The organism is Mycoplasma sp. 3392, from assembly GCF_053851755.1.
Window position 1 is genome coordinate 17,280 of record NZ_JBSQBF010000004.1, and the last position, 24,477, is coordinate 41,756.

22 protein-coding genes, 2 tRNA genes and 1 rRNA gene are annotated in these 24,477 nt (G+C 30.9%); 1 reads left to right on the forward strand and 24 read right to left on the reverse strand.

The window, feature by feature from the left end; all coding sequences use genetic code 4:
* Nucleotide 1: 1 nt before the first annotated feature.
* The 15 genes from argF to rrf form a co-directional block, all read right to left on the reverse strand.
* Entirely contained in the window at nt 2-1,045 is a 1,044-nt protein-coding gene (argF, locus tag ACWXVV_RS02855; RefSeq protein ID WP_455967787.1) for an ornithine carbamoyltransferase, read from the reverse strand.
* Between the two features lie 191 nt (nt 1,046-1,236).
* Entirely contained in the window at nt 1,237-2,556 is a 1,320-nt protein-coding gene (locus ACWXVV_RS02860) for a YitT family protein (RefSeq protein ID WP_455984773.1), read from the reverse strand.
* A 69-nt stretch (nt 2,557-2,625) separates the two neighbouring features.
* A complete protein-coding gene (locus ACWXVV_RS02865) occupies nt 2,626-3,852 on the reverse strand; it encodes a YitT family protein (protein ID WP_455984774.1) in 1,227 nt (408 codons plus the stop codon).
* A gap of 24 nt (nt 3,853-3,876) precedes the next feature.
* A complete protein-coding gene (gene dnaB, locus ACWXVV_RS02870) occupies nt 3,877-5,325 on the reverse strand; it encodes a replicative DNA helicase (RefSeq protein ID WP_455967784.1) in 1,449 nt (482 codons plus the stop codon).
* 12 nt (nt 5,326-5,337) lie between these two features.
* Nucleotides 5,338-5,778: a 50S ribosomal protein L9 gene (gene rplI, locus ACWXVV_RS02875; RefSeq protein ID WP_455984776.1), complete on the reverse strand. Its 441-nt coding sequence runs from the start codon at nt 5,776-5,778 to the stop codon at nt 5,338-5,340.
* Complete coding sequence (locus tag ACWXVV_RS02880) at nt 5,759-7,750, reverse strand: GGDEF domain-containing protein (protein ID WP_455984777.1); 1,992 nt, start codon at nt 7,748-7,750, stop codon at nt 5,759-5,761. The genes rplI and ACWXVV_RS02880 overlap by 20 nt, the downstream gene beginning before the upstream one ends.
* Nucleotides 7,751-7,801: 51 nt before the next feature.
* A complete protein-coding gene (gene yihA, locus ACWXVV_RS02885; RefSeq protein WP_455984778.1) occupies nt 7,802-8,353 on the reverse strand; it encodes a ribosome biogenesis GTP-binding protein YihA/YsxC in 552 nt (183 codons plus the stop codon).
* Nucleotides 8,354-8,414: 61 nt separating this feature from the next.
* Entirely contained in the window at nt 8,415-8,669 is a 255-nt protein-coding gene (gene rpsR / locus ACWXVV_RS02890) for a 30S ribosomal protein S18 (RefSeq protein WP_455984779.1), read from the reverse strand.
* A 15-nt stretch (nt 8,670-8,684) separates the two neighbouring features.
* Nucleotides 8,685-9,215: a single-stranded DNA-binding protein gene (locus tag ACWXVV_RS02895; RefSeq protein ID WP_438341337.1), complete on the reverse strand. Its 531-nt coding sequence runs from the start codon at nt 9,213-9,215 to the stop codon at nt 8,685-8,687.
* A gap of 21 nt (nt 9,216-9,236) precedes the next feature.
* On the reverse strand, nt 9,237-9,638 hold the full coding sequence (gene rpsF / locus ACWXVV_RS02900; protein ID WP_455984780.1) for a 30S ribosomal protein S6: 402 nt from the start codon (nt 9,636-9,638) through the stop codon (nt 9,237-9,239).
* Nucleotides 9,639-9,756: 118 nt separating this feature from the next.
* Entirely contained in the window at nt 9,757-10,938 is a 1,182-nt protein-coding gene (locus ACWXVV_RS02905) for an acetate/propionate family kinase (RefSeq protein ID WP_455984781.1), read from the reverse strand.
* 179 nt (nt 10,939-11,117) lie between these two features.
* Nucleotides 11,118-11,921, reverse strand: a complete 804-nt coding sequence (locus ACWXVV_RS02910; RefSeq protein WP_438341340.1) for an MAG0110 family membrane protein — start codon at nt 11,919-11,921, stop codon at nt 11,118-11,120.
* A 2-nt stretch (nt 11,922-11,923) separates the two neighbouring features.
* Nucleotides 11,924-12,751: a DNA-binding protein WhiA gene (whiA, locus tag ACWXVV_RS02915; RefSeq protein ID WP_455984782.1), complete on the reverse strand. Its 828-nt coding sequence runs from the start codon at nt 12,749-12,751 to the stop codon at nt 11,924-11,926.
* Nucleotides 12,752-12,801: 50 nt separating this feature from the next.
* Nucleotides 12,802-12,891: transfer RNA gene (locus ACWXVV_RS02920), tRNA-Ser, on the reverse strand.
* A 46-nt stretch (nt 12,892-12,937) separates the two neighbouring features.
* A 5S ribosomal RNA gene (rrf, locus tag ACWXVV_RS02925) occupies nt 12,938-13,042 on the reverse strand.
* 83 nt (nt 13,043-13,125) lie between these two features.
* On the opposite strand from rrf, the gene ACWXVV_RS02930 reads away from it, so the two are divergent.
* Entirely contained in the window at nt 13,126-13,677 is a 552-nt protein-coding gene (locus ACWXVV_RS02930; protein ID WP_455979049.1) for an NUDIX domain-containing protein, read from the forward strand.
* A gap of 769 nt (nt 13,678-14,446) precedes the next feature.
* Here ACWXVV_RS02930 and ACWXVV_RS02935 read toward each other — a convergent pair.
* The 9 genes from ACWXVV_RS02935 to ACWXVV_RS02975 all read right to left on the reverse strand — a co-directional run bounded on the left by ACWXVV_RS02935 (nt 14,447) and on the right by ACWXVV_RS02975 (nt 24,348).
* Nucleotides 14,447-14,674, reverse strand: a complete 228-nt coding sequence (locus ACWXVV_RS02935; RefSeq protein WP_438341344.1) for a YneF family protein — start codon at nt 14,672-14,674, stop codon at nt 14,447-14,449.
* Nucleotides 14,675-14,689: 15 nt separating this feature from the next.
* The gene (locus tag ACWXVV_RS02940) at nt 14,690-15,649 is read right to left on the reverse strand and encodes an MSC_0882 family membrane protein (RefSeq protein ID WP_455984783.1); all 960 of its coding nucleotides are present in this window, start codon (nt 15,647-15,649) and stop codon (nt 14,690-14,692) included.
* Nucleotides 15,650-15,657: 8 nt separating this feature from the next.
* The gene (gene lepA, locus ACWXVV_RS02945; RefSeq protein ID WP_455984785.1) at nt 15,658-17,454 is read right to left on the reverse strand and encodes a translation elongation factor 4; all 1,797 of its coding nucleotides are present in this window, start codon (nt 17,452-17,454) and stop codon (nt 15,658-15,660) included.
* 187 nt (nt 17,455-17,641) lie between these two features.
* On the reverse strand, nt 17,642-19,336 hold the full coding sequence (locus tag ACWXVV_RS02950; RefSeq protein ID WP_455984786.1) for a GIY-YIG nuclease family protein: 1,695 nt from the start codon (nt 19,334-19,336) through the stop codon (nt 17,642-17,644).
* Nucleotides 19,326-21,071: a hypothetical protein gene (locus tag ACWXVV_RS02955; RefSeq protein WP_456012482.1), complete on the reverse strand. Its 1,746-nt coding sequence runs from the start codon at nt 21,069-21,071 to the stop codon at nt 19,326-19,328. Before ACWXVV_RS02955 ends, ACWXVV_RS02950 begins: the two co-directional genes overlap by 11 nt.
* Before the next feature lie 60 nt (nt 21,072-21,131).
* Nucleotides 21,132-22,958 carry an oligoendopeptidase F gene (gene pepF / locus ACWXVV_RS02960; RefSeq protein ID WP_455984788.1) on the reverse strand — a complete coding sequence of 609 codons (1,827 nt, stop codon included), beginning with the start codon at nt 22,956-22,958 and terminating at the stop codon, nt 21,132-21,134.
* Nucleotides 22,958-23,482: an adenine phosphoribosyltransferase gene (locus ACWXVV_RS02965; protein WP_455967774.1), complete on the reverse strand. Its 525-nt coding sequence runs from the start codon at nt 23,480-23,482 to the stop codon at nt 22,958-22,960. The genes pepF and ACWXVV_RS02965 overlap by 1 nt, the downstream gene beginning before the upstream one ends.
* Nucleotides 23,483-23,551: 69 nt before the next feature.
* The gene (locus ACWXVV_RS02970) at nt 23,552-24,034 is read right to left on the reverse strand and encodes a hypothetical protein (protein WP_455979053.1); all 483 of its coding nucleotides are present in this window, start codon (nt 24,032-24,034) and stop codon (nt 23,552-23,554) included.
* 237 nt (nt 24,035-24,271) lie between these two features.
* Nucleotides 24,272-24,348 (reverse strand) — tRNA-Arg (locus ACWXVV_RS02975).
* Between the last annotated feature and the right edge of the window lie 129 nt (nt 24,349-24,477).

Sequence of the window (24,477 nt, forward strand, 5' to 3'; positions counted from 1 at the left end):
ATTAGTATCCGATTGTAGCTAGAATAACTGCTTTAATTGTATGCATACGGTTTTCAGCTTGATCGAAAGCTTTATTGTGTTTTGATTGGAACACTTCGTCTGTTACTTCCATAGCTCCTGTAGCAACTTCTGGGTGTTCTTTTCCAAATTCAGCTTTAATTTTTGCTGAGAATTCAGTGTGATCATCGTGGAATGCAGGCAAGCAGTGTAGGAAAATAGCTGTTGGTTTAGCTGCTTTCATCATTGCCATATCCACTTGGTAAGCTCCTAATTGAGCAATTCTTGGTTTGAATAGTGAGAAATCTTCTCCTAGTGATACTCAAACGTCTGTGTAAATAACGTCAGCATCTTTAGCTGCTTCGATTTTGTTGTCACTGAACGAAACTGATCCACCATTACGTGCGAATAGTTTTTGAACCTCGTCGTAAACTTCTTTGAATCCTTCACCATTTTTAACTAAGTCGTGCATTTCTTTTGGTCCACACATAACAATGTGAGCTCCAACGAAAGCAGCACCAATCATTAATGAACGAGCAACGTTGTTTTTAATGTCTCCAGCGAAAACAACTTTTTTGTCTTTCATGTTTCCTAGGTGTTCTTCCATTGTCATGTAGTCAGCTAACATTTGTGTTGGGTGTTCAGCATCTGTTAGTCCATTTCATACTGGCACACCTGAGTGTTTAACTAGTGCATCAACATCTGATTGTTTGAATCCACGGAATTCAATTCCATCGTAGAATCTTCCTAAAACAGCAGCAGTGTCTTCGATTGATTCTTTCTTACCAAAGTTTGAACCTTGTGGTCCGATGTATGTAACACCTGCTCCTAGGTCGAAAGCAGCAACTTCAAATGCACAACGTGTACGAGTTGAGTCTTTTTGGAACATAATAGCAATGTTTTTACCAGTTAAAGGACGTGAATTTGTGTGTAGTCCTTGGTATTTTGACTTTTTAAGATCTTTTGATAGATCTAATAAGTATCTAATTTCTTCTGTTGTGAAATTTAGAGCTGTATCTAAACTTCTTCCTTTCAAATTAACAGGCATTTTGCCTCCTTTAGAAATTTAAAATGTATAAATAAATTTTTAAAAATAGCATATTTATATAAACCATATAAACATACCTTAATTTTACTAGTTTTGAATTTTTTGTCAAATATTTTTGTTGAAAATAATTGCTTGATTTGCTTAAAAATGTAAAAAACAAACAGGACACTTAAGTCCTGTTTGTCAGTATATTAATCAACTGTTTTAGTGTCAAAATCGCCGCGAATGCGCATTATTGGTTGAATGCTTATTCAAGCTTTTGGATCAATTTTTAAAATTTCCTTTTCCAATATTTGTTGTTCTAAGAATAAAGCAATAGTTTCAATTCTTTCTTTTTCCATACCAGTGAATCCGCTACGATCTTTAACAATGTTATAACCGTGTCAATAATTAATAGCCTTAAAGTGCTCACAAATTTCATTAATTTTGGTTGTATAAATGGTAATTTTGATTTTGCGATATTTAGGATATATAAAGGTAATTAGAAGATTGTAAACTCCAATGTAAAGAATTGTCGAAATAACTCTAACAACAAAAGTTGAAAGATTTCAAGGGTGATCTTTTACTAGTCCACCAAGCTCAACTCCACCAATCATTAAAATTGAAAATCCAGCAAACATGCAGGCTACAAAAAAGCTAACTTTACCAACTGACATTTTCTTTACTTTTGAAATGTAATAAATAATAACGTCGCTTCCGGCTGTTGAACCTGAATTTTTTCAAGCAATTGCTGCTGCTGTTCCACCTAGCAGTGCTCCTGCAAGGGTATAAATGATAATAGGTCAAGTTTCAACTGAAACATTGAAGTTTGGATTTAGAGCACTAAATTCTTTTCAACCTTTTAGTGAGCCGCTTGCGTGTATGATGTTGCCACTACTATCTTTTATATCTGAAACTAATTTTCATGATTTTCAGGTTCCAACAATTTTATTACCAAATTCATCAACTTGCCCATTATAGAAAGTTCCTGAATAAACATTTCATGCTATGTGAGTTTCATTATTTTGTCCAAGTGAGTGACGGGTATAGAAAATACTAAAATCATTATCTAATCATTCTTTGATTGGATAGTTTTGACCAACACCATTGAATATTAGTTCACTAATTACTTGAAAAATTAGTCAATATGTTGTCAAAATCATAAATAAACGAGAATTTTTCTTTCAAAAAATAATGATGAACGGAAGATTTAAGCACAAGTAAAGTAAAGCAAAGTAACTTCTTAAAAAATCAAGAGTATAAGTTAAAGATTGAATTAAGGCACTGAAACCAGAAGCAACTGTGGCTGCTTTTCCTAAGAAAAAGGCAATCCCAATGTTAAATAATAAAGCTGAAATAAACATTCAAGCCAGTTTTTTAGGAAACTTTTTTCAAACATTCAAAAAATTGACATTGTAAGGATTTACATCAAAATAACTAGGTACTTTTTTTGCCTTTTTAGCTTTTTTGGCACTCTTCTTATTTATTTCTTGATTGTCTGCGTCTTGAATTGTTTGCTCTAACTTGCTCATAATTACCTTTCTTACTTCTTAAAAATACTTGAAAATTATACAAAAAAACATTGCCATTAAGACAATATTTTAATCGATCGAGCTAGTATTAAATTTTCCTTTAACTTCACTTATCGGAACTACACTAATTCAAGCATATTTGTCCACTGAGTGAATTAAAGAAATGATGAAATCTTTTTCTAAATACAGCGATGTAATTTCAATTCTTCCAATGTCTTTGTGTGTTTTACCACTAGTTCCATAGTAAATATTTCATGAGTGAGCAAAATCTGTTTCACGCAATTTCATTGAAATCTTTTCAAGTCTTGTTGAATATATTTCAAATTTGATTTTTTTGTATTTTGGATAAACTTTATCAACAACAACATTGTATAGACCAATGTATAGAATTGTTGCTATGACTCTAACTATAAATCTTGTTTGTGGCTGATCTTCAACTCTTCAAGGGCGAGATTTAATCAAATTACCAATTTCTAGTCCACCTAACACAATAGTTGAAAATGTGGCAATACACAAGTTGACGATGATTCCAACTTTACCTACCGAAATCTTTTTAACTCTTGAGATATAGTAGATGATAATATTAGAACCAGCAATTGAACCCCCACCTTTTCAAGCAATTCCAGATGCTAAACCATCCAAAGCGGCCCCAATAAATGCATAAGCAAAAATAGGTCAAGTTTGTCCATCGTATACTCCATTTGCTGCTGCTCCATCATAATTAAATGCTCTTCAGTAGGTTTTTGTACCCTCTTTAAGACCATCAATGTGCGGAGAGTAAATGGTAACTTCAGCCTTAATGAAATTATCAATAACTTTGATATTACCGATAATTAATTGGATAATAACTTGGAAAATCATTCAATAAATTGTTAATACCATGAAAAGTCGAGGATTTCTTTTTCAAAAGAAAAAGATGATTGGTAAGTTTAAAAGCACATAGAAAAATCCAAAGTATCTTCCTCAGTCCATTGTATAAGTAATAATTTGTGTAAGAGCAGAAACTCCAGTAGAAACAGCTGCAGCCTTACCTAAAAATGTTCCGACAGCTAGGTTTCAGAAAAATGCCGAAAGAAACATGATAATTACTTTCATTGGGAATTTTCTTCAGACATTGATCATGTTGACATTGTATGGATTCATTATTGCTTTTCATTCAGCATCAGCAAGCTGTTTTTTTTCGCGGTTAAGAATCTTTTCGGCCTTTTTTTCTTCTTTTGTTTTTTTATTCTTAGATTGCGAACTTGAAAGGCTTTGCTCGGTTTTTTTATTTTTTAAAAAGTGTGATTTAGGCATTCATCTCCTTTCATTTATTAAGTTTTAAAAATTATTTTCTTGAGTATCTTTGTCTTTAAATTTGTTAGCTTCACGGAAGAAAAGAATTTCTGCTTCTCCTGTTGCACCGTTCCGGTTTTTTGCCACAATGACATAAGTTAAAGATGCTTCAAAAGTTAAATTTGAAGAACTGTCAACTGTAAGGGTAAAGGTTAGTGGTGATTGCTTTGATGTAGAAGCTGTATCATTAAAATCACCAAGTGAATTTGCTTTTTTATCTAAGCGATAATAATCAGGACGATATAAGAATAAGACACTATCGGCATCTTGCTCAATCGATCCTGACTCACGTAAATCAGAAAGTACTGGTTTTTTGTCTTCACGCATTTCAACTCTTCTTGATAATTGACTTAGCGAAATGATAGGACAAGCCAATTCTTTAGCTAACTGTTTTAAAGAGCGTGATATCTTAGAAATTTCTAACTGACGATTGTCTGAACTTGTTTTCGAATCAGTAATTAATTGCAGATAATCAATAACTATTAAATCAATCTGCCTCACACGACTGAAACGACGACAAATAGCAATTAAATCATTCAACGTTAAAGCTGATTTGTCATTTAGGTAAAAATGTCAATTTTGAAATTTTTCAGTCGTTGCATCAATCTTGATTCAATCTTCTTCAGTGACGGCACCAGATTTCATATTCGATAACTTTACTCAAGAATTCATTGAAACCATTCTTTCAACAAGCTGCTGGTTAGTCATTTCTAAACTGAAGAAAAGAACAGTTTTATTTTGTTCTGCTACATTACTTGCAATATTAAGAGCAAAAGCAGTCTTACCCATTGAAGGACGCGCAGCTAAAATCACTAAGTCTCCCGGATTGAAGCCTAGTAACAAAGCGTCTAAATTGCGGTATCCAACTTTTAGACCAGTTGATTCTAAATTATTTTGACGTTGGTGCAGAATGGTTGTAGTCTCCTGGACTACTTCTGAAAGGGATTGATAATGAGCTTTATTTTCACTCAGATCAATGTTAATCAAGCTTAGCTGTAATTCGCTTATTACTTTTGAAACTTCCATTGGACTTTGCAAGTTTTGTTGTGCCTTTTCCATCGCTAAAAGTAATTGTCTTTTTTTAGCAAATTCAGTTAATGCTGAAATATATTGCGAAATTAAATCTTTGTATCCGGCATTTTCGATTACATAATTAAAGTAATCTTCACCTTTTATGTCTTCAAATTCGTTTAGTTTTTCATAAATCTTATTTTTGATTAAGAAGGTAGTGATAACTTCAATATCGTACGCTTCATTGATAGTTGAAATTTCACACAGTGCTTTATAAATTAAAAGATTGTTTTTAGAATAAAAAATATCATCAGTGATTGAATCATTGATGTCACTTAAGACTTTGTAATCTCTAATCAAAATTCCTAGTAATGAAATCTCATTATTAAGAATGTTATTTAACTCTGATTCACTGAATGACATTTTTCTCCTTTACTACTTTGCTTCGTTGATTCTTACTTTTAAGAATGCTTTAACTTCAGGGTGAAGAGTAATGGGAACTCCGTGGATACCTAAAGTTGCAATTTTCATTGATGCTAATGAATGAGCTGGAAGTTTAATATTATGTTTTTGTTGTAATTCTTTTTCAATGTTTTTCGTTGTTATTGAACCATGAACTACATCTTTGTTAACTTTTAGCTCAAATTCTAAAGTTACGCTCTCGATTTGTGCTTTTAAAGCCTCAGCTTCTTGAATTCTTTGTTTTTCAGTTTCAGCTAAATTTTTAAGCACGTTTTTTCGGTTTTTTAGAGTTGCATCATTTAATGGTTGGGCATAACCATTTTTAACTAAGAAATTTTTAGCAAAACCATCTGCTACATCGATGATTTCATTAACTTTGTATTTTTGATAAGGTTTAATTATTATAACTTTCATTTTTCACACTCACTATTGCTTGAATTATATTATCGACAAATGTTTCCATTGGTTCATTTTCATCGCTAACGGCTGCTGCAGCTGCAAAGTGTCCTCCTCCATTGACAGCTTCAGCAATAATTTGAACATTAGTATCGATTCCTCTGGCTGACATTTTATATTGTTTCATTCCTGGGATTTTAGCAACCACAAATGCTGCTTTTCTTCCTTGAATTCTTAAAATTTCATCGGCTGCTATAGAAACAACATCGCTTTCCACATCACCTTCATAAGTTGCCAAGAAATATCCTGGTTTTACTTCTCGTAAATTACTCAAAATTTTGCTTACTATTTCATAAACATTTTCATCCATTTTAAGTGTTTCTATACTTGTTGCACTTGAAGCCCCCAGTTCTTCTAAGAAACTAGCAGCGAAGAATGTTCTTGATGATGTTGTTTTTAAAAATCTATTGGTATCCATGTAAATACCATCTAAAAGCATCTGTGCTGCTTCTTTTGTTATTGCTTTTTGTTTATGACTAAACATAATGAATTCAGTCACTATTTCTGATGCACTTGAGGCTCCGGTATCAACATATAAATTCTGTTTTAAAACATAGTCAGGACTACGACTAATTCGATGGTGGTCGAAAACAAAAATATTGTCTTGAGAAACGTTTTTAAAAGCATTTTTGTTTTCAATTCTATCTTCAGTAGCACAATCGACTACTAAAACCATGGTTGAATCACTATTAAGCTTAGTTGCTTGTTTTGGGGTGATAAAAATATTTTGATTTTTGTTTAAATAGCGGTTGATTGATCGCTGACAAGTAGGATCAAAAGTTTTATTTTGAATAAAGGCTCTTTTGTTTAAAGAGTGAGCAATTAGATAAAATGCGTATGCTGAACCTAAAGCATCCAAATCAGCAAGTTTGTGACCATAAATTAAAACGGTATCTATCTTGCTACTACGCATTTTTTCCATCACTTCAGCAGTAAAGTGGGCCATTCTTGTTCTATTGGTAGTGTGAGCAACTTCGTAACGCGACCCAAAATAAATTGGTTTGTTATTTTTTTCGATTACTGTAATCTGATCGCCACCACGCGCCTTAGACTGACTTAAAGCATCTTTAGTTTTTTCAGTTAAATCATTTAACTTTTCTAAGCCATAAGCAAAACCTACTGAAATTGGAATTCTTATATTTTTGTCACGAATATCATTACATTCGATATTAGTCAGTTGTTTAAAGTCTAAAGACATTAATTTTTTTAGTGTTTCATTAGTTGTAATAATGAAAAAATTGTTATTTACATACCGACGATAAACAAAATCATGCTTTGCGGTCAAATCATCTAAAACACTAACTACAGCATTATAAATTTTAAAAATTTCTTCTTCTGAATAAATCGATTGATATAAAGACATATTGTCAATTTCAACTTCTCCAAAAGTAATTTTTTCATTGTCGTAAATTCTAAAAACGTTCAATTCATCAGTCACATCTTTTATAACTGCCACATTCTTAGTCAAGTCTACATTCATTTCATAGTCAAAATCTTCGTAATTTATCTTACGCGAAAATTGCTCTGAATCAATGTTGTCAAAATCGACATAATTTTTTAAATTTTTACCGATTATTGACGAACCGAAACGCTGACTTATGAATTTTGACACTCATATAATTCTGGTTCTTTCGTCAAAAATTACTACTCCTACCCCTTCTTTAGCAATTTCATTTTCAATATGATAATTCAGTGTGTTTTTGATCAAACTATTACGCTGAAAAATGACAATCAAGTTGTAAATTAACAGTCCAAGACTCGCAATCATCATTGCTGAAAAAATTGAAATAAAAACTACGCTTAGTGTTTGGTTAGTGCTATAAAGACTTTTAAAAACAAAAAATAGAATAAAAGGAATAACAAAAAGCAATGTTATTCCCAATCATATTCTGATGTTTTTTCAAGTTTTAGATCTACTCTTTTTGTTCATGTCTATATCTATATTATTATAGTCCAAAAAAGCTGGCTTTTAGTTAGATAACTAAATGGCTATTTTTTCTTTGAGTGATTCTAGATTTTTTTTGTTTTTTGAACTTACAAAAATAATATCCATGTCTCTGTACAGTGTTTGAATATCTTTTTTGGTTTGGTGCAATTGTTTCTGATTCGCTTTGTCGATTTTGGTGGCTACTAACAAGATTTCAAGATTTAATTCGGTGCAATAATCAATCATTTCGCTGTCAATTGGAGTAATTCCAATTTTTGAATCTATAAGAACACAAATCTTAGTTAAATTTTTTGATTTTTCTAAGTAATTGGCAATCATTTTCGAAATATGCACTTGCTCGCTTGCTGACATTTTTGCAAACCCATAACCTGGTAAGTCGACAATAATTTTTTGATTATCAGTTTGAAAATAATTTAATAGTCTTGTGCGTCCAGGAGTGGAAGAAACTTTGGCGATTTTTTGATTTGCTAGTGCATTTAACAGCGAAGATTTACCAACATTTGAACGACCTCAAAAAGCAATTTCTTCATTGTTATGTTGATATCAAGAATCCATTTTGTCAGCACTTTTAATAAAATTTCACATAATATAACTCCTTAAAACTATTTAAATTGTAAAGAAAAAGAGCCGAAAAGGCTCTTAAAAATTATTTTTTGTTAGCTTTGTTACTTCCAATGAAAGGTAGTAAAGCAACAAGTCTCGCTCTCTTGATTGCTGTAGCTAAATTTCTTTGGTGACGAGCACATGTTCCTGTAATACGTGAAGATAGAATTTTTCCGTGTTGGTTAACATATTTTTCAACCAATTCTCTGTCTTTGTAATCGATGTATTGGTGATCTGAAAGACAGAATTGACATGGACGACGACGAACAAAAGGTTTTTTAGAAACTACTCTTGCCATATAAAAATCTCCTTATTAATCTTCGTCAAAAACGTTTTGGAAATCGTCAATATCAAAATCAACGTGTTCTTCCTCGTCTTGACTAAAACTTTCATTTTTAAAAGAAGTGTTAGTTTGTTTTTTATCCATTTCGTAGGCATTTTCTAGATTAATTCCTACTCTTTGCTGGGTTTGTTGGAAGCTTGGTCTTGGATTATCGTTGTTTGTTTTGTTACGACGTTTTTCAGCAATTTCTCTTGTTTCAAGGAAATCAAAGCTATCAACTAAAACTGAATAGTTTGTAATTCTTTGCCCATTGGCAATTGAAGAAGTTACTTGTAAAGAACCTTCGATGCTTATTAAGGCCCCTTTGTCTAAGAATTTGTTGATGCTTGATGCTGTTATTCCAAATGCAACACAAGAAATATAATCTGTTAGTGGTGGATTTGGTCCGTATTGACGTCTTGTAACAGCAAGTGTAAATCTAGCATACTCACGATCACCAGCTTTAGTTTTTCCGCCTTGTGGATCGTCAGTTAATCTTCCAATTAATAAAATTTTATTCATAACACCCCTTATTAGTTAAAACTACTCAGCTGAAGATTCGTTAGCGTCTTTTTTGTCACGTGGTTGTCTGTTTTCCACTGGTCTTCTATCTGCCTGTTTTTTTGGTTTTTGGAACTTTTTAGCACTGTTAACTTTTGGTTTTCTTTGTAATGCTCTTTCTGTATCTAGATTAATTACTAGGTTTCTTAGAACTTGTTTTTCTAGATTTGCACGACGTCCAAATTCTTTAATTTCTTCGCCTTGAGCATCTACTTTAACAACAAAGTATTGTGCAGTATTTTGCTTTTTGATTGGGTAAGCTAATTGGGTTTCTTCTAACTTAGTAACTTCAGCTTTGTTTTTGAAAACTGAAGATAAAAGTGATGACAATACACTTTCGTTAGCAGTTGAATCCAATAGTACCATAATTTCGTATTTTGCCATTGTTCTCCTTTTGGACTTTAAATTGGATCTAATTTTAGATCAAGGAGTTTAACTTACCTTGATTGTTATTTATAAAAAATAACTATGTTATTATACTTGAAAAAGACTTATTTTAGTGCTACTTTGCTAAGTTTTTAGCATCAGTTGCAATTACTAATTCTTCGTTTGTTCTAATTACATACACAGGAATTTCACTATCTGGTGTACTAATTAAAATGCAATCGTCAAATTTTTGGGTATTTGCTTCACTCAATTTAACGTTATATGAGTGAATTCTGTTGATAATATTTTGTCTTGTTAATGGGTCATTTTCACCAATTCCGGCTGTGAAAACAATTGCATCTGGTTTGTTAGCAATTTTGTTCAAGTAAACCGCTAAATAATCAGCTACTTTTTGGGCAAATAAGTCTAGTGCAAAACGTGCATTTGGATCAACTAATTGTTTTGCTTCTAGATCGCGCATATCGCTTGAGATTCCACTTACTCCTAGAAGTCCTGACTCTTTGTTAAGAATGTCAGTTGCTGCTTTTGCGTCAATTTTTAGTTCGTTTGCTAAATATGCTACGATTGATGGGTCTACATCTCCAGAACGTGTTCCCATCATAACCCCTGCTAATGGTGTGAATCCCATCGAAGTATCGTATGATTTTGAGTCACGAACAGCACATAGTGATGACCCGTTTCCTAGGTGTAAACTAACAAAGTTAACCGGTTTTTTATTTAAAATTTGCTCTAATCTTTCAGTCATGTAACGGTGACTAATTCCATGGAACCCATATTTACGGATATTGTGTTTTTTAGCAATTTCACGATTAATTGGATAAACGTGGTTAATTTCTGGAATAGTTGCGTGGAAAGCAGTGTCTGTATTCATTGTTTTCTTTGCATTTGGTAATAACTTATCAAAAGCTTTGATAGCTTGAATTGCTCCTGGGTTGTGTAATGGAGCTAATTTTGTGTATTTTTCAATAGTTTCAACTACTGAATCATCAATTATCATTGATTTCATCAATTTTGGACCAGCGTTAACAACTCTGAAACCAACAACATCGATTTCATCAATTGATTCAATAACGTGATTTTCTTGTCATTGAACTAGAGTTTCACGAACTGCATCTTCGTGATTTTTTAGTCCAATTTTCTTTTCAAATTTTTGTCCTTGGTATTTGCAAATTAAATTACCATCAATATTAATTCTTTCAGCTAATCCTGAAGCAATTAATTCTAATTTATCTTTTGTAAAAAGTGATCACTTCATCGATGAAGAACCAGCATTAATAACAAGTATTTTTTTGCTCATATAATATTCCTTAAAAATGTGTTTTATAAATACTTTTTAATTATAAGACTTTTAATTTTTTTTAACTTAGAAAGTCAATAGTTGATTTGAATTAAAATTTTTTTTGTGAAACCAAACTACTTTAGTCATGTTTTTGGAAAGTAAAAAGTAACAAAAAGACAGGTAAAACCTGTCATTAATTAACTTTTTAGATAAGAGAACAAGCTAAGTGTTTGTAAAGTCAATGAGTATAAATTGGTGTACAAATCAAAACCAAAAAATAGTCCAAGATTTCACATGCTAACGTTGTCTAAGTTATTCTTAGTAGATTCAGTTGCTAGTCTTATTGCTCTAAAGTTGATACCTATTGATATTGTTGCAATAACAATAAATAAAACTGATAGGAGAGAATAAGCTTTTTGATTTCTAAAAACAGTGAACATTGTTGTTATCATAACTATAAAGCTAGCAACTAGACAAACAATTATAATAGGTCACAGTTTTTCAAATTTGATTATTCCGAAATATCCTAACAAACCAGTTACAACAAAAATTGCAAATGGTATTAAGAATGAAAGTGTTAGTGTTGATCCATCAAGATAACCACTTCATTTCAAAAAGGTGGCCATGATAGTCAAAATTATGGTTGAAGATGCTACATAAATTGCATACCCAACTGCAAGTCATACTGTTTTGATACTACCTAATTTTTTAATATTAAAGAACGATCTAATAACTATTGATACACCAATCTGAGCTGCTAAAGCAATTAAAATAACTAATCAAGGTTGAAAAGTATCTTTGCTTTCAGGCCGAACAATTAATTTTCCTAAAGCCGGAATGTATGAAAATAGTCCGGCAAATAGAAAAGTGATAAAAATCCCCAAACTAAATCAAAGCAAACTGATTGAAAGTAGTTTGTTTTGTTTCTTTTTTAACAATTTAGTTGCTTCTGATTGAGCAAAATAGTTAGTGTTATCATCAATTCTTGAACCAAAATCCATGTTTATCCCTCCTGATTATTTAAGTAAATTTTTGATAGCTTTTTCAAATAATAATACAATGTTGATTTTGACTTTAATTCGCCATTTTGCGACATTAGCAAAACTAAGTCACTTAGACCTAAATCTAAATTTTGTTTTTTCAGTTCGAAAAAGTCTAACATATCTTGAGTAAATTGGTTAACTAAATTATTATCCAAAATGAATTGATATTGCACTAAAAAATCAGTATTTTTGCTCGCAAGTCTTTGCTGGTTGTAAAAATCAAAATTAGTTAAGCGATTAACTGCATTAGTATAGTCACGATTGATTTTGGCTTCCTCGAACTTCATGTAAGCATTAATTGCACCTATTGCTTTAAGAAAATCGCAAATGCTTTCTACTTTTTTGATGTATAGAATAAATTGTTTTTTTCTTTCAATTAATCGAAAACAAATGTCGTATTTTTCCAAAAAATTCTGAATCATTTTAGCTTTTTGTTGGCTTGAAAACTTAACTTCCAAGTGGTACATGGTTTGACTTACATCACTAACACTGCCTGTCAATAGAAAAATAGCGGCAAAGTAATCATTTTGTTTGACATAATTGGCTTTTTTAATATCTTTTGGCACTACAAAACTAATTTGATTTTTGCGTGGTTGACTATATTTAATTTGCAAGGTTTGTAAAATTTGAAAAACAAATTGTCTTATATATTCTTTATTTATTGTAAAGAAACAGTTTTCATCTTTTTGTGTTGCTAAAAAGCCGTGAATAAAATTAACGGCAACATTTTTAGTGATTTTTCTACTAATGATTTCTTGTTTAATTTCTGATGTAAATGTTTCTTTCATTTTTTACTCCACTAAAATTTTAGCCTTGCAATTGCAAAAGTAATAAAAAATGGCCGGTAGTAAGGGATTTGAACCCTTGAATGTATTGCTACATTATTTGTTTTCGAGACAAACCTCTTCAGCCACTCGAGCAACTACCGACATATATTTGTAAATTATAGTTCAATACTTAAAAAAGATAATAAAAAAAAGCGACGCCCTATTTTCCCTTGGAGGTATCGTCGGCGCTGAAGGGCTTAACTGCTGAGTTCGGAATGGGTTCAGGTGGACACCTTCGCTTTGGTCGCTATGTTTATATTCTAGCACAAAAAAATATTATTTGCAATTTTTTATTTTTTGTTTTTCGTATTCTATTTAGTTCATAATTAATGGATATGAAAAAAGATAAATTATTGCATGATGCTTATTGATTATCCTTATACCAAACTGACAAAGGTTTTGTTTATGCCCAACGTCGTAATGTTAATTCAGTAGCGGTTTTATTATTTAGAAGAAAAGGAAATAACGAATTTGAATTTTTAATTCGTTATCAACCTTTGCCTGAAATTGTTGAAAAACAGAAATGAGATGATTGCTTCCCTTGCCCAATAACTGGTGGATTTGAAAACAATGAAACTGATAGTTTGAAAGTTGCTATTCGTGAAGTTGAAGAAGAAGCGGGATTTGTTGTTAACAAAAATAATGTTTTTGAAACTTTTAAGTTTTTAGCTTCAACACAAGCAAATGAAATTGTTTTTGGTTACATTTTTGATGTTACCGGCTTAAAGCAGCATGAAGCTTTAGGGGATGGAAGTATTTTCGAACAAATAAGTTACAACCGTTGAGCTAGTGAACAAGAATTACAAAACATAATTAATAGTGGAATGGTTCTTACTGCATTAGTGCACTGCTATTATTTCTTCAAACAAAAAATGAACTTAATATAATAAAAAAGGCCTCAGTCATAACAACTGAGGTTTTTTACATTTTGTTTCTGAATTTATGTATTGCCACAGTTTCATTTGCTATTAATGAAACAGTAAGAATTAATGTAATGATTGAAACTTTTATTAAAGTAGTGAAGTTATTTATTTCAACTATTAAAGCTATCGAAAACAATACTCTCATCACATGAGTACTGGATCTAGAAAATTCATTTTTAATGAAATGCTTTTTTATTAGCTATTTATAACTTGTAGCAAATTTTTTGATTCTTTCTCAGTCATGGAATCGAAATTTCAGTACTGTTAGTATTGCGTGTGCTCATGTTGTTCAAGTGACAGTTGTGATTCACTCACCTTTTGTTTGTAAAGTTTAAAGCTTAAAATTTTGGCCACACATTCAATCGTTATTGATAATACAACAAGTGTAATACTTGAATTTAGTAAGATTTAGAACTATTTTACTTGTTTGTTATCTCTCTATAATGTACGAAAATACAACTAAAATAAGTGTAGTACTGGTTTTAAATAGGCCTTTGCAACAAAGAAATAAGTGAAACCACTGCTCGAAAACAAATAATAGAAAACGTCCAAAGCAGAAAATAATTCACTCTAATTTGTGTCTTTTTCTTACATCCAAAATTTTAATGATTGCAAGGAAGTAAAAGATTTTTCCAAACAAAAGCCAGTCATAGTTCAATAAGAAATTCAAAATTTGACTCAAAATTAGCAAAATAAAAGCACCCAATTTCTAAGTGCTTGTGAAAAGTTATTATTATTTTGCTTGTTTCATTGAACGCATTACTGCCTTGATTTGTGCTTCAGATGGTTTTCTTCCCATTTGCATAAACATAGCACGAATTTGTTTTTCACTAATTGGCGGATTTTCTTCTAATTGTTTTTTAATTTTTCTTTGTGATATTCACATACCCAAAAAACCACCAATTAAAATTCCTAATGCCACCATTCCTAGTGCTAGTGCAATGATTGCTCCTGTTGACATATAAACTCCTTTTCGCTACTTCTTTCTTCTAATAATACGTGTAGCAATAAAATATATTATAAATGGTAATATTAGAACCACTAATATTGAAATTATAAATATCTTCATTAACGTAATGTTATATTTACGTTTTTCTTTTGCAATTTCATTGAAATTAAAGGCCCCTAAACCCATAAAAGATTGAATAGAAGATATTTTTATTTTTCTTAAGATTGAAAAAACAATATGGATTAAAACAACTACTGCGATAATTGCAGAGAACAGTCCAATTCATAAATTAGTGTTAGGGAATGAGTTGTGAATTCAAGTTTTGAAATCCAAGACATATACCTGTGAACCATCAGCCCTAGTTGCACCATCAAATTTGATTCATTGAGCATCCTTCAAAGCTCAGAAAATAAGAGTGAAAATACCAAAATAAAATACAAAGGCGATTGTAATTCAATTATGTGTTACTTGGTTAAACATTAGTTTGCGGTATAGTAACAAAACGAATGCCGGAACTTCTTGTGTACCTTTATTAATGGCATCGCGATACTCATTGATGCTTCTTTTTAAATTCACTAAACTAATTGCATCAATTATTAATTTTCAGGTCAATAGTATTGAAGCAATTGCTAGTAAAACGTATCAAATTCAAGGTGAAGAAGGATTTGGATTTTTCTCTGTTGCCTCGATGAAAAGTGTTGGCTTAAACGCAAACAATAAGCACAAGATAAAAGCAACAAATAAAAGCAAAGATACACAGATGATATTAAAAGTTTTAACTCTGATTTGAGAATTGAAAACACGCATTATTCCATTAGGTATGACACCTTTTTTATCAATTCTCTTTGAACTTTCAAATGTTTTTTCTTCAATTGTTGTGTTTAGTAATATTGACTGAGTGTTTTGTAATGAAGCACTATTGTTAGGTAGTGCATTTTCGGTCTTAATATTGTTGTTCGAATTTTGCCCAAAAGGTTTTAATCCCATTCTTTCTCCTATTTTTTCGATGTGTCTGTTTTCAATATTGCTAAGAATGCTTCTTGTGGTACTTCGACACTTCCGATTGCTTTCATTCTTTTCTTACCTGCTTTTTGTTTTTTCAGTAGTTTTTGACGTCTAGTAACATCTCCACCATACAATTTAGCAGTAACGTCTTTACGATATGCCTTAACAGTTTCTCTTGCAATAATTTTACCACCGATAGCAGCTTGAATTGGAACTTCGAAGTTTTGGCGTGGAATTACATCTTTAAGTTTTTCACACAACTCACGACTACGCACATATGCTGAATCACGGTGCACAATCATAGCCAAAGCATCAATTTTTTCACCGTTTAATAAAATGTCAACTTTTACTAAATCACTTTCTCTTAATCCGATGAATTCATATTCAAATGATGCATACCCTTTTGAATAAGATTTCAGTAAATCAAAAAAGTCAAAAATTATTTCATTTAGTGGCAATTCATAAATTAATCTACGGCGATTATCATCGATATATTCAAGGTCAATATATTTTCCTCTTTTGTCTTGACACAATTCCATAATTGCACCTAAATAATCTTGTGGTAGAAAAATACTTGCTTTTATATAGGGTTCTTCAATCGTTTCAATATAGTTTCTGTCGGGCAATAATGATGGGTTAGTAATATTTAAGGTTTCACCATCAGTCTTAGTTACATAGAATTCAACGCTAGGAGCTGTCGCGATAATATCTAGACCGAATTCTCTTTCTAAACGTTCTTGCAAAATTTCCATATGAAGCATTCCTAAGAATCCAATTCTAAATCCAAAACCCAAGGCTTTTGATGTTTCAGGTTGATAGCTAATACTTGAGTCTGATAGAGAAATTTTTTCTAAGGCATCTTTTAAATCATTAAAATCGCGAGTATCAACTGGGTAAAAACCAGTGTAAACTACCGGCTTCAGTTTTTTATATCCCGGCAAAGGCAATGGAGAAGGTCTTTTAGCCAGTGTTATTGTGTCTCCAACTTGAATATCTTTAGCATCACGAATAGAAGCAGCAATTCATCCTACTTCCCCAGCTTCTAAATATTCCTTTTTAATTTCCTTTGGAGTTCTAATTCCTAATTCAGTCACGTGGAATTTTTTGTCATTATGCATTAGTAAGATTTCATCACCGACTTTTAAAGTTCCGTTAAACAAACGAACTAGCAAGACAACTCCGCGATATGGGTCAAAGTATGAATCAAAAATTAAGGCAGTAAGTTCCTTTTCAGGATCTGCTTCTTTTGGAGCGGGAATGCGACTAATAATGGCATCAATAATATTTTCAATCCCTAGTCCAGTTTTTGCTGAAACTAATATAGCATCACTAGCATCGATGCCAATAACATTCTCAATTTCTTTTTTTACCATTTCCGGATCAGCTGAAGGTAAATCAATTTTGTTAATAACAGGAATAATTTCTAAATTGTGTTCAAGTGCTAAATAAACGTTGGCAAGTGTTTGAGCTTCAATACCTTGGGTTGCATCAACTAATAACAAAACACCCTCACAAGCAGCTAGCGAGCGAGAAACTTCATATGTAAAGTCAACGTGGCCTGGAGTGTCGATTAAGTGAAAAATGTAATCCTTGTACTTAATTTGGACTGCATTGAGTTTGATTGTAATTCCTCTTTCTCTTTCCAAGTCCATTGTGTCTAAGTGTTGTGCTTCAAGATCTCTTTTTTCAATAGTCTCAGTTATTTCAAGAATTCTGTCAGCTAAAGTACTTTTTCCATGGTCGATGTGGGCAATAATTGCAAAATTTCTTATTTTGTTATTAGTCATAGTTTATTAATTTTATCAAAGAGCGCCATTTTTTTGTGTGTTTATAAAACACATAAAAAAGAAGTAATATTTTTTAGCAAACATCTTAATATAAAAAGATACTTATTTTGAGTGCTTTTTCAGTCTTTTTTAATTCAGAATATGAATTAAAAAGAAGGCTTGTTTTTAGCCTTCTATCATTTATTGATTACTCAAAAATTTCTTTGATTTTGAAAGCCACTGACTCAGAAACCACTTTTTTCAATTCTTCAATCGAAGCATTGTAAATTGCTGAATAAGAACCGAAATGAGTCAAAAGCTTTTCTTCAGTTTTAAAACCTACACCAGGTATTTTTAATAAACTTACTTCTAAACTTGAAGAAATGGATTTTTTTCACTGATTTGCTTTGGCATATCTGTCAACTTCTTCCTGAATGTTGGCAAGAAAATTGTACAAATCGATATCATCTATTTTTATCGCTAACTTGTTGGCATTTATTATGTGGTCAGTTTTGTGTTTGTCATTTTTTACTAAACCTATCAAATCGACATCTTGTCAATTGTTTTTGGCTAGCACCTTTTTAGCCTCATTAATTTGGGCAACGCCGCCATCTACAATCAATAAATTTGGTTTAGAGCCATTTTTTGTCATATCAATAAATTTTTGAACCCCTTGTTTCATATACTCAACATCTGCCTTGCGATAGTCGACCACTTCCAGATTAAACTTACGATACTCACTTTTGTAAACGTTTCCATCAATAATTCTAATCATTGCACTAACAGGATTTTGATTGCCAAAATGAGAGTTGTCAAAAACTACGATGTCTCTTGCTGATTTGATATTGAGTAGTTTTTGTAATTTTTCAACGTTAGCAACAGTTTTAGTTTCATATTTGTTTAATTTTTGAATTTCATTGTCAGCTTTTATTTCGACATTAGTTTTGACATTTTCCATAATTTTTTCAAACTGACCTTTTTGTGGATATTGACTTTTGATTTCATGGCTTATGTCAAAATCAAAATCTTTAAGTTCAGGATTAAAAAATATTGTTTTTGGTTTTTGGTTTTTGGCATAAAAAGCATTTAAAAATGCATTGATGGTTTCTTCGAAATCAAAAACTATGTTAAGAGCACCAGTTTCGCTATTTAATAATGTTCCGAAGCGATATACTTGAATTCCTCAAACTGCATACTCATTTTTTCTTGCGAAATAGAAAATATCAACATCTTCATAATTTTGCAATTCAACCAACTGTTTATCTTGAATTTTTTTAACAGTTTCAATCAGTCTTTTGTAGCTAGCGGCTTCTTCAAAACGAAAATTATATGCGCTTTCTTGCATATTAGATTCTAATTGCTTTAAAAAATTCTTCTCTTTAAAAAGTAAAATCGATTTTATTTTATTAAAAGCATTTTTTCAATATTCATAACTTTCATTTTCAATCAAAAAACCGTTTCGATACAAAACTTGACTTTCTAAATATTTTCTTAAATCACTAGAACCATATCCCGGTGGTAATGGTCCATAATAAATTGTGTTTGGTTCTTTTTTGTATTTTCAGGCAATTTGAATATTAATCTTATTAGTTAAAGATATTTTTAGATATGGATATTTTTTATCATCTAAAAGCAAGATGTTATAACGCGGTCTGAACTTGGTAATTGATAATTGTTCATATAATAGGGCTTCTTTTTCATTTTGAAAGGTAACAAATTCAAAAGAAGCAATTTCTTCAACTAATTTAGTAGTTTTATAAGAATTAAGAGCACCTAAAAAATACTGACGCATTCTTTTGTAAAGATTTTTTGCTTTACCAATGTATATTATTTCGTCATTAGAATTTTTTCAAAAATAAACTCCAGGCAAATGTGGAATGTCGTTTAGGTCGCTAATTGTCATGTTGTCTCTTTAATAAAATTAACAATGATTTTTCACAACTAGCTTTAAATTTATCATAGTCAACATTTAAACATTTGGCAGCTTTAATAATTTTTCTTTTTCGTTTAGTTTTGTCTAAATAATTCTTGTATTGTTCTACTAGCTCATTTTTTTGTTTGTGAGATTCTGAGTCATTATCTGAGATTAATCACTCATTTTTTAAGAGTAATTCAACAGCTTTTTTAGAAGATTCTTTTAGATCGCTTAAAAGTACTTTTGCATTACCCCTATCCATGATGAAGAAAATTATTAATGCAAGTAAAATGAAAAAAGCAAAAATACTGCATGAAATTACTCATTTTAAATAACTTAAATTTGGGTAATTATCATCAATAAAAGATTGTGACACCTGAGTAAAAGTCGCACCTACAGCAACGTTTGTCAAAATTGAAAGTGTTGAAACTGCTCTTGAACTACGAATATCTCTAATAAAACGATTATTGTCTCGAAGAATTTGATCTATTTTGTCATGGTTTACTATGATTCTTGATTCTAAACTATCGATTATTGATTCTCTTTCTAAAACATCGTGAATTTCTTTCTTTATTTTTTCAATATAGAAGTCACTATAAAGTCTTTCATAAAAATGCTGTTCGCGATTGTCATTAGACACAAATCCAAATTCAAGAGTGCTTAGTGTTTTGTGAATTTTTAGAGCATCAAAACTACGTGTTTTATCAACCAATTTATTATTTACATTTTTGTTTTTACCAAGGTTAGAGGATTTCACTTTCTTAAATGAAGATATAAGATCGTCTAAAATATTTAGCGCTTGAGTGTAGCCTCATTTTTGCACTAAAGCAATGATAAACAAAATTTTATAATCACTTTCAAATATGTTGTAGTGCGTCGAATGTTTTGTCTCATCCAAAGAATAAAAATATGTAATGATTGAATGAGCCTTAGTAATTATCGCCTCTTTTGTGTTCGCTAAAACTTCTGTATTTCCTGGATCATAATTTCAAAAATTTCATGCCATCATACGAGCATCTTCATTATTGTGATCATTAATTGACTCTATATCTTTTGTTACATTTTTATTGACATACACAAATGCATAAGTAAAAGCATTTCTCACATAAGTTAATATGGTATTTAATTGATTATTATGTTCATTTTGTTTTTTTTCATCTTTTTTATCAGCAACTCATTCCTGAAACTCTTCTTTTAGGCTGTTTCTAAACAAAAAGTTTTTTGCAAAAACATTATTTATAAGAAAATTTTGAAAGTTTATGTAATCATGATTCTCTTCATCAAATAGAAATTCACGCGTTGCAGAAGGACTTGAATCATTAAGAATCGATTTTTGTGCTTCTTCGATGCTTTCGTCAATTTTATAATTTGGGAAGTCAAAAGTAGCCTTTATCACTATGAAATTTACATCAGTTATATATCGTTCTAGCCTAAATTCATAGTGATAAGTATATTCAGTTCCATTGTAGCTATTTTCACCTTTTAGCACATTAATAACTTTAGTTCTTTTAAAGAATTCCTTGTTGTCTCCATTGTCTGTAATAAACTTTCGCAGTGAATTAGTTAAATAATAAATATTATCTTTAAGATCGTGCACTTTATACTCAGATTCTTTGTCTTCTTTCAATTTTATATAGTCACAGCTATCAAAATGAATATATTTGTATACAACTAGTTTTTTTGCCTTGTCTTCTGTTTTATTATTTTCTTCATTTGTTGTCATCAAAAACTCCTATCTTGTTGCGTTTAAAGTAAAAAAGACTGCAAAAGCAGCTTTTATGTGTTATTTTTTGAAAATTTTGTTACCCAATTTAATGTAAGTATTAATTTTTTGTTCTACATTTTCAAATGCCATTTTGTAAACTTCGTCTGAATAAATGTCGACTCCGGCATCTTTTAAAATTTGTGCAGGTCAATCTCTATCTCCGGCTGAAAGAAACTTGTCAATGTATTCGTTCAGTGCTTTTTCACCTTCTTTTTTGTACTTGTTGTAGAAAACATTTGCTACAATGTAGCCTAGAGCATATTTGTAAACATAGAAATTGTAGTAAAAGTGTGGCACAGTAACTGAATAAATATTTATATGATCGCCAGGTTTTGATTTTTTATCACTCATTGCATACTTGTTAGCAATATCAATGTAGATTGATTCTAAGTCCTTGTATGAAGCAATAGGTTGTTTTTGATCCGTTGCTTGATAAAGATTGTACTCATAATTAGATCATTGAGTTTGACGAATAACAGTTCCGACAAAATCATTAATGCTTTCACCTAATAAATAAAATTTTTCCTTGTCGCTTTTAGCTTTAGAAATTAAGTAATCGTTTAGCATTAATTCATTAAAAATGGATGCTATTTCTGCTAAAAAGATTGGGTATTGACTTCTTTTAATGTCCTGTGTAATGTCTGAAAAGTATGAGTGCATTGAGTGGCCCATTTCGTGGCATAGTGTTCCCACTGAATCTAGTGAACCATTAAAATTCATCAAAATGTATTTTTTGCCTAGACCGTATGAAGCACCAATTGAATAAGCACCACTACGTTTGTTTGGCACATTAACAAAATCAACTCAGTTTTCTTGCATTGCTTTTGTTGCAACTTGTGCATAACGAGTAGGCATCACCGACATCAAGTCAACAAAAATTTGCTTTGCTTCTTCAACAGAATATTCATTTTTAATATCCACTAAATCTAAAGCACTATCTCAAACTTTACGTTCTTTTTTATATTTAATTTTGAAGAATTCTTTATTGGCTTTATTGAAACGCTTAAACATTGCCATATTATTAGCAACATTGTTATAGATAATTTCTAAAAGTTTTGGGTCGATGTTGTCATCCGAAAGCAAAGCTTCAATTGATGAGTTGTATTTTCTTAGTTTTGCACTAGTTGAGTATTCTTTAAAGTGTTGAATTAGCAAGTTAGCAAAACTTTCTTTGTGTTTATAGAAACCTGCTAAGTAGTTTTGATAAGCTGTTTTACGGGTTTGCTCATCTTTTGACTTCGCTAGTTTAATTCTAGTTCCACGAGTAATTTTTTGTTTGTAACCTTTTGAAGAAATAGCATAACCGAAATCAACTTCACTTGATTCTAAGATGCTAAAAACAGCATGTACTGAAGGGTGACCACTATTTGCCTCTGTTAAGTAATTTTCAACTTCATCACTTAACTTGTGATCTAGTGCACTTAAGGCTTCTTCAAAGTCTTTTTTAACTGCTGCAAAATCTTTATCATTTACTCATTTTTCAATTTTTGCTCTGTGTTGTTTTACTCTGTTTAATTCAGAACCTAATCTTGCTGCACAATCATCATCTTTATTTGAAAAATCAGCAATCAATTTATTAATTTCAGGATCAACAACGTTGATGTTTCTTTTATTTGATAAATAGTTTCCGATTTTAAAATCTACTTCAAGCTTTTTGTCATAAATTTTTAAATAATCTAAATAAGCTTGTTTAGAGCTGTATTTGGAGTCTTTAAGTTCAATAATTTTTTCGTATAAATCAAAATACTCTTTTTGTAATTTTTCTAGTGTTGTCCCTTTAAGAATATCTTCTAAATCTCATTTGTAATCTTTAGGAACTTCATTGTATGAATTGTATTTTTTCATTATTCTCCTTTGTTAATTTTGATTAGTGATTCAACTGGAACTTTTAGTCTATTTCTTGCATCAAATCCATCTAATTCCATCAAAACAACTACTCTTAAAACTTCCACTTTTTCTCTTTCTAGAAGTTTAATGATTGCTTCTAATGTTCCTCCAGTTGCCAAAACGTCATCTATAATTACTGCTTTTTGTCCTGGTTTAGTGATTCCATCTTGAATTTCTAAAACATTGCGCCCATACTCAAGACCATAGTCACAAGACAACACAGGGCCAGGCAATTTACCTTTTTTGCGCACCATAATAAACGGTTTTTTTGTTTTAGCAGCTACTGGTGTCCCAAATAAAAAACCACGTGCATCAGGTCCAACGATAATATCGGCATCATTGGTAAATTTAGCTATTTCATCAATTGTGTAATGTAAAGCTTCTCCATTAGCTAACAAGTATGAAATATCTTTAAAAACAATTCCTTTTTCAGGAAAATCGTACACTGTACGAATCAAATCTTTTAGTTCTTTCTTATCCATAATACTAAAATTATACCTTTTGGCTTACTTTACTTGACAAAGCAATAAAAAATACTGCTAAGCAGTATTCTAAAAATCTCCTTTTATTCTTGAATCATCATTTTGATTATTAACATTATCAAATGAATCCAAATCAGTTTTGCTTATTGAATTATTATGCAAAACAGCAATAACTCTGTTGGCTCTTGCTCAAAAAATTCAAACCAATATTAAATTTGCAAAACCAGGTAAAAAGACTGACAAAATGAGTCAAATTTTGTGTTTTTGTAGACTCTTATGTTTTGCTACAAGCACTTCAGTAGCTGATATTTTGATTTTGGTGTTGTATTCATTTTCATATTTTCAATACATCAAATAACCTAATCCTAAAACCAATAAATTTAGCAAAATCCCGCAAATAATCATTGCATTTCTAGCAACAATAAATGTTTTGTCTCATGTACCCATGTAAATACCAACATAAATAAACATACTAAAGAATCACGAGAAAAAATACAAAAATGCTGCTGTTTGTAGATAACTAATCAATTTGTTGGGACTAAAATAATTCATTATTTGCTCCTTATTGAAGTTTAAAGTGAATATACTTCTTTTTTTCACAAATATTGTAATTCGAAAACAAAGTTGTTTCTAGTATTTTTTTTACTTAATTTGGTATTGTTTTTAGTCGTTTTTTAGTTTTAAAAAAGCAGCAGCCAAACCCGGCTGCTTTTAAACGAAAAAATGAGAATTATTTGATTTTAAAAACTGTTATATAAATTAAATTTGAAAAAAAAAGAATAAAAAAAATGGCGATCGCGGCGGGACTCGAACCCACGACCACATGCTTAGAAGGCACGTACTCTATCCAGCTGAGCTACGCGACCACTTTTTTTTCGTAGTCAAGTGCTTTTGGCTACATTTGTAATTTTACTATTTTTAAAATGAAAAAATCAAAAAAAATAACAAAACATATTTATGTTAAATAAAAAACAAGAACAAAAAAACATGGAATT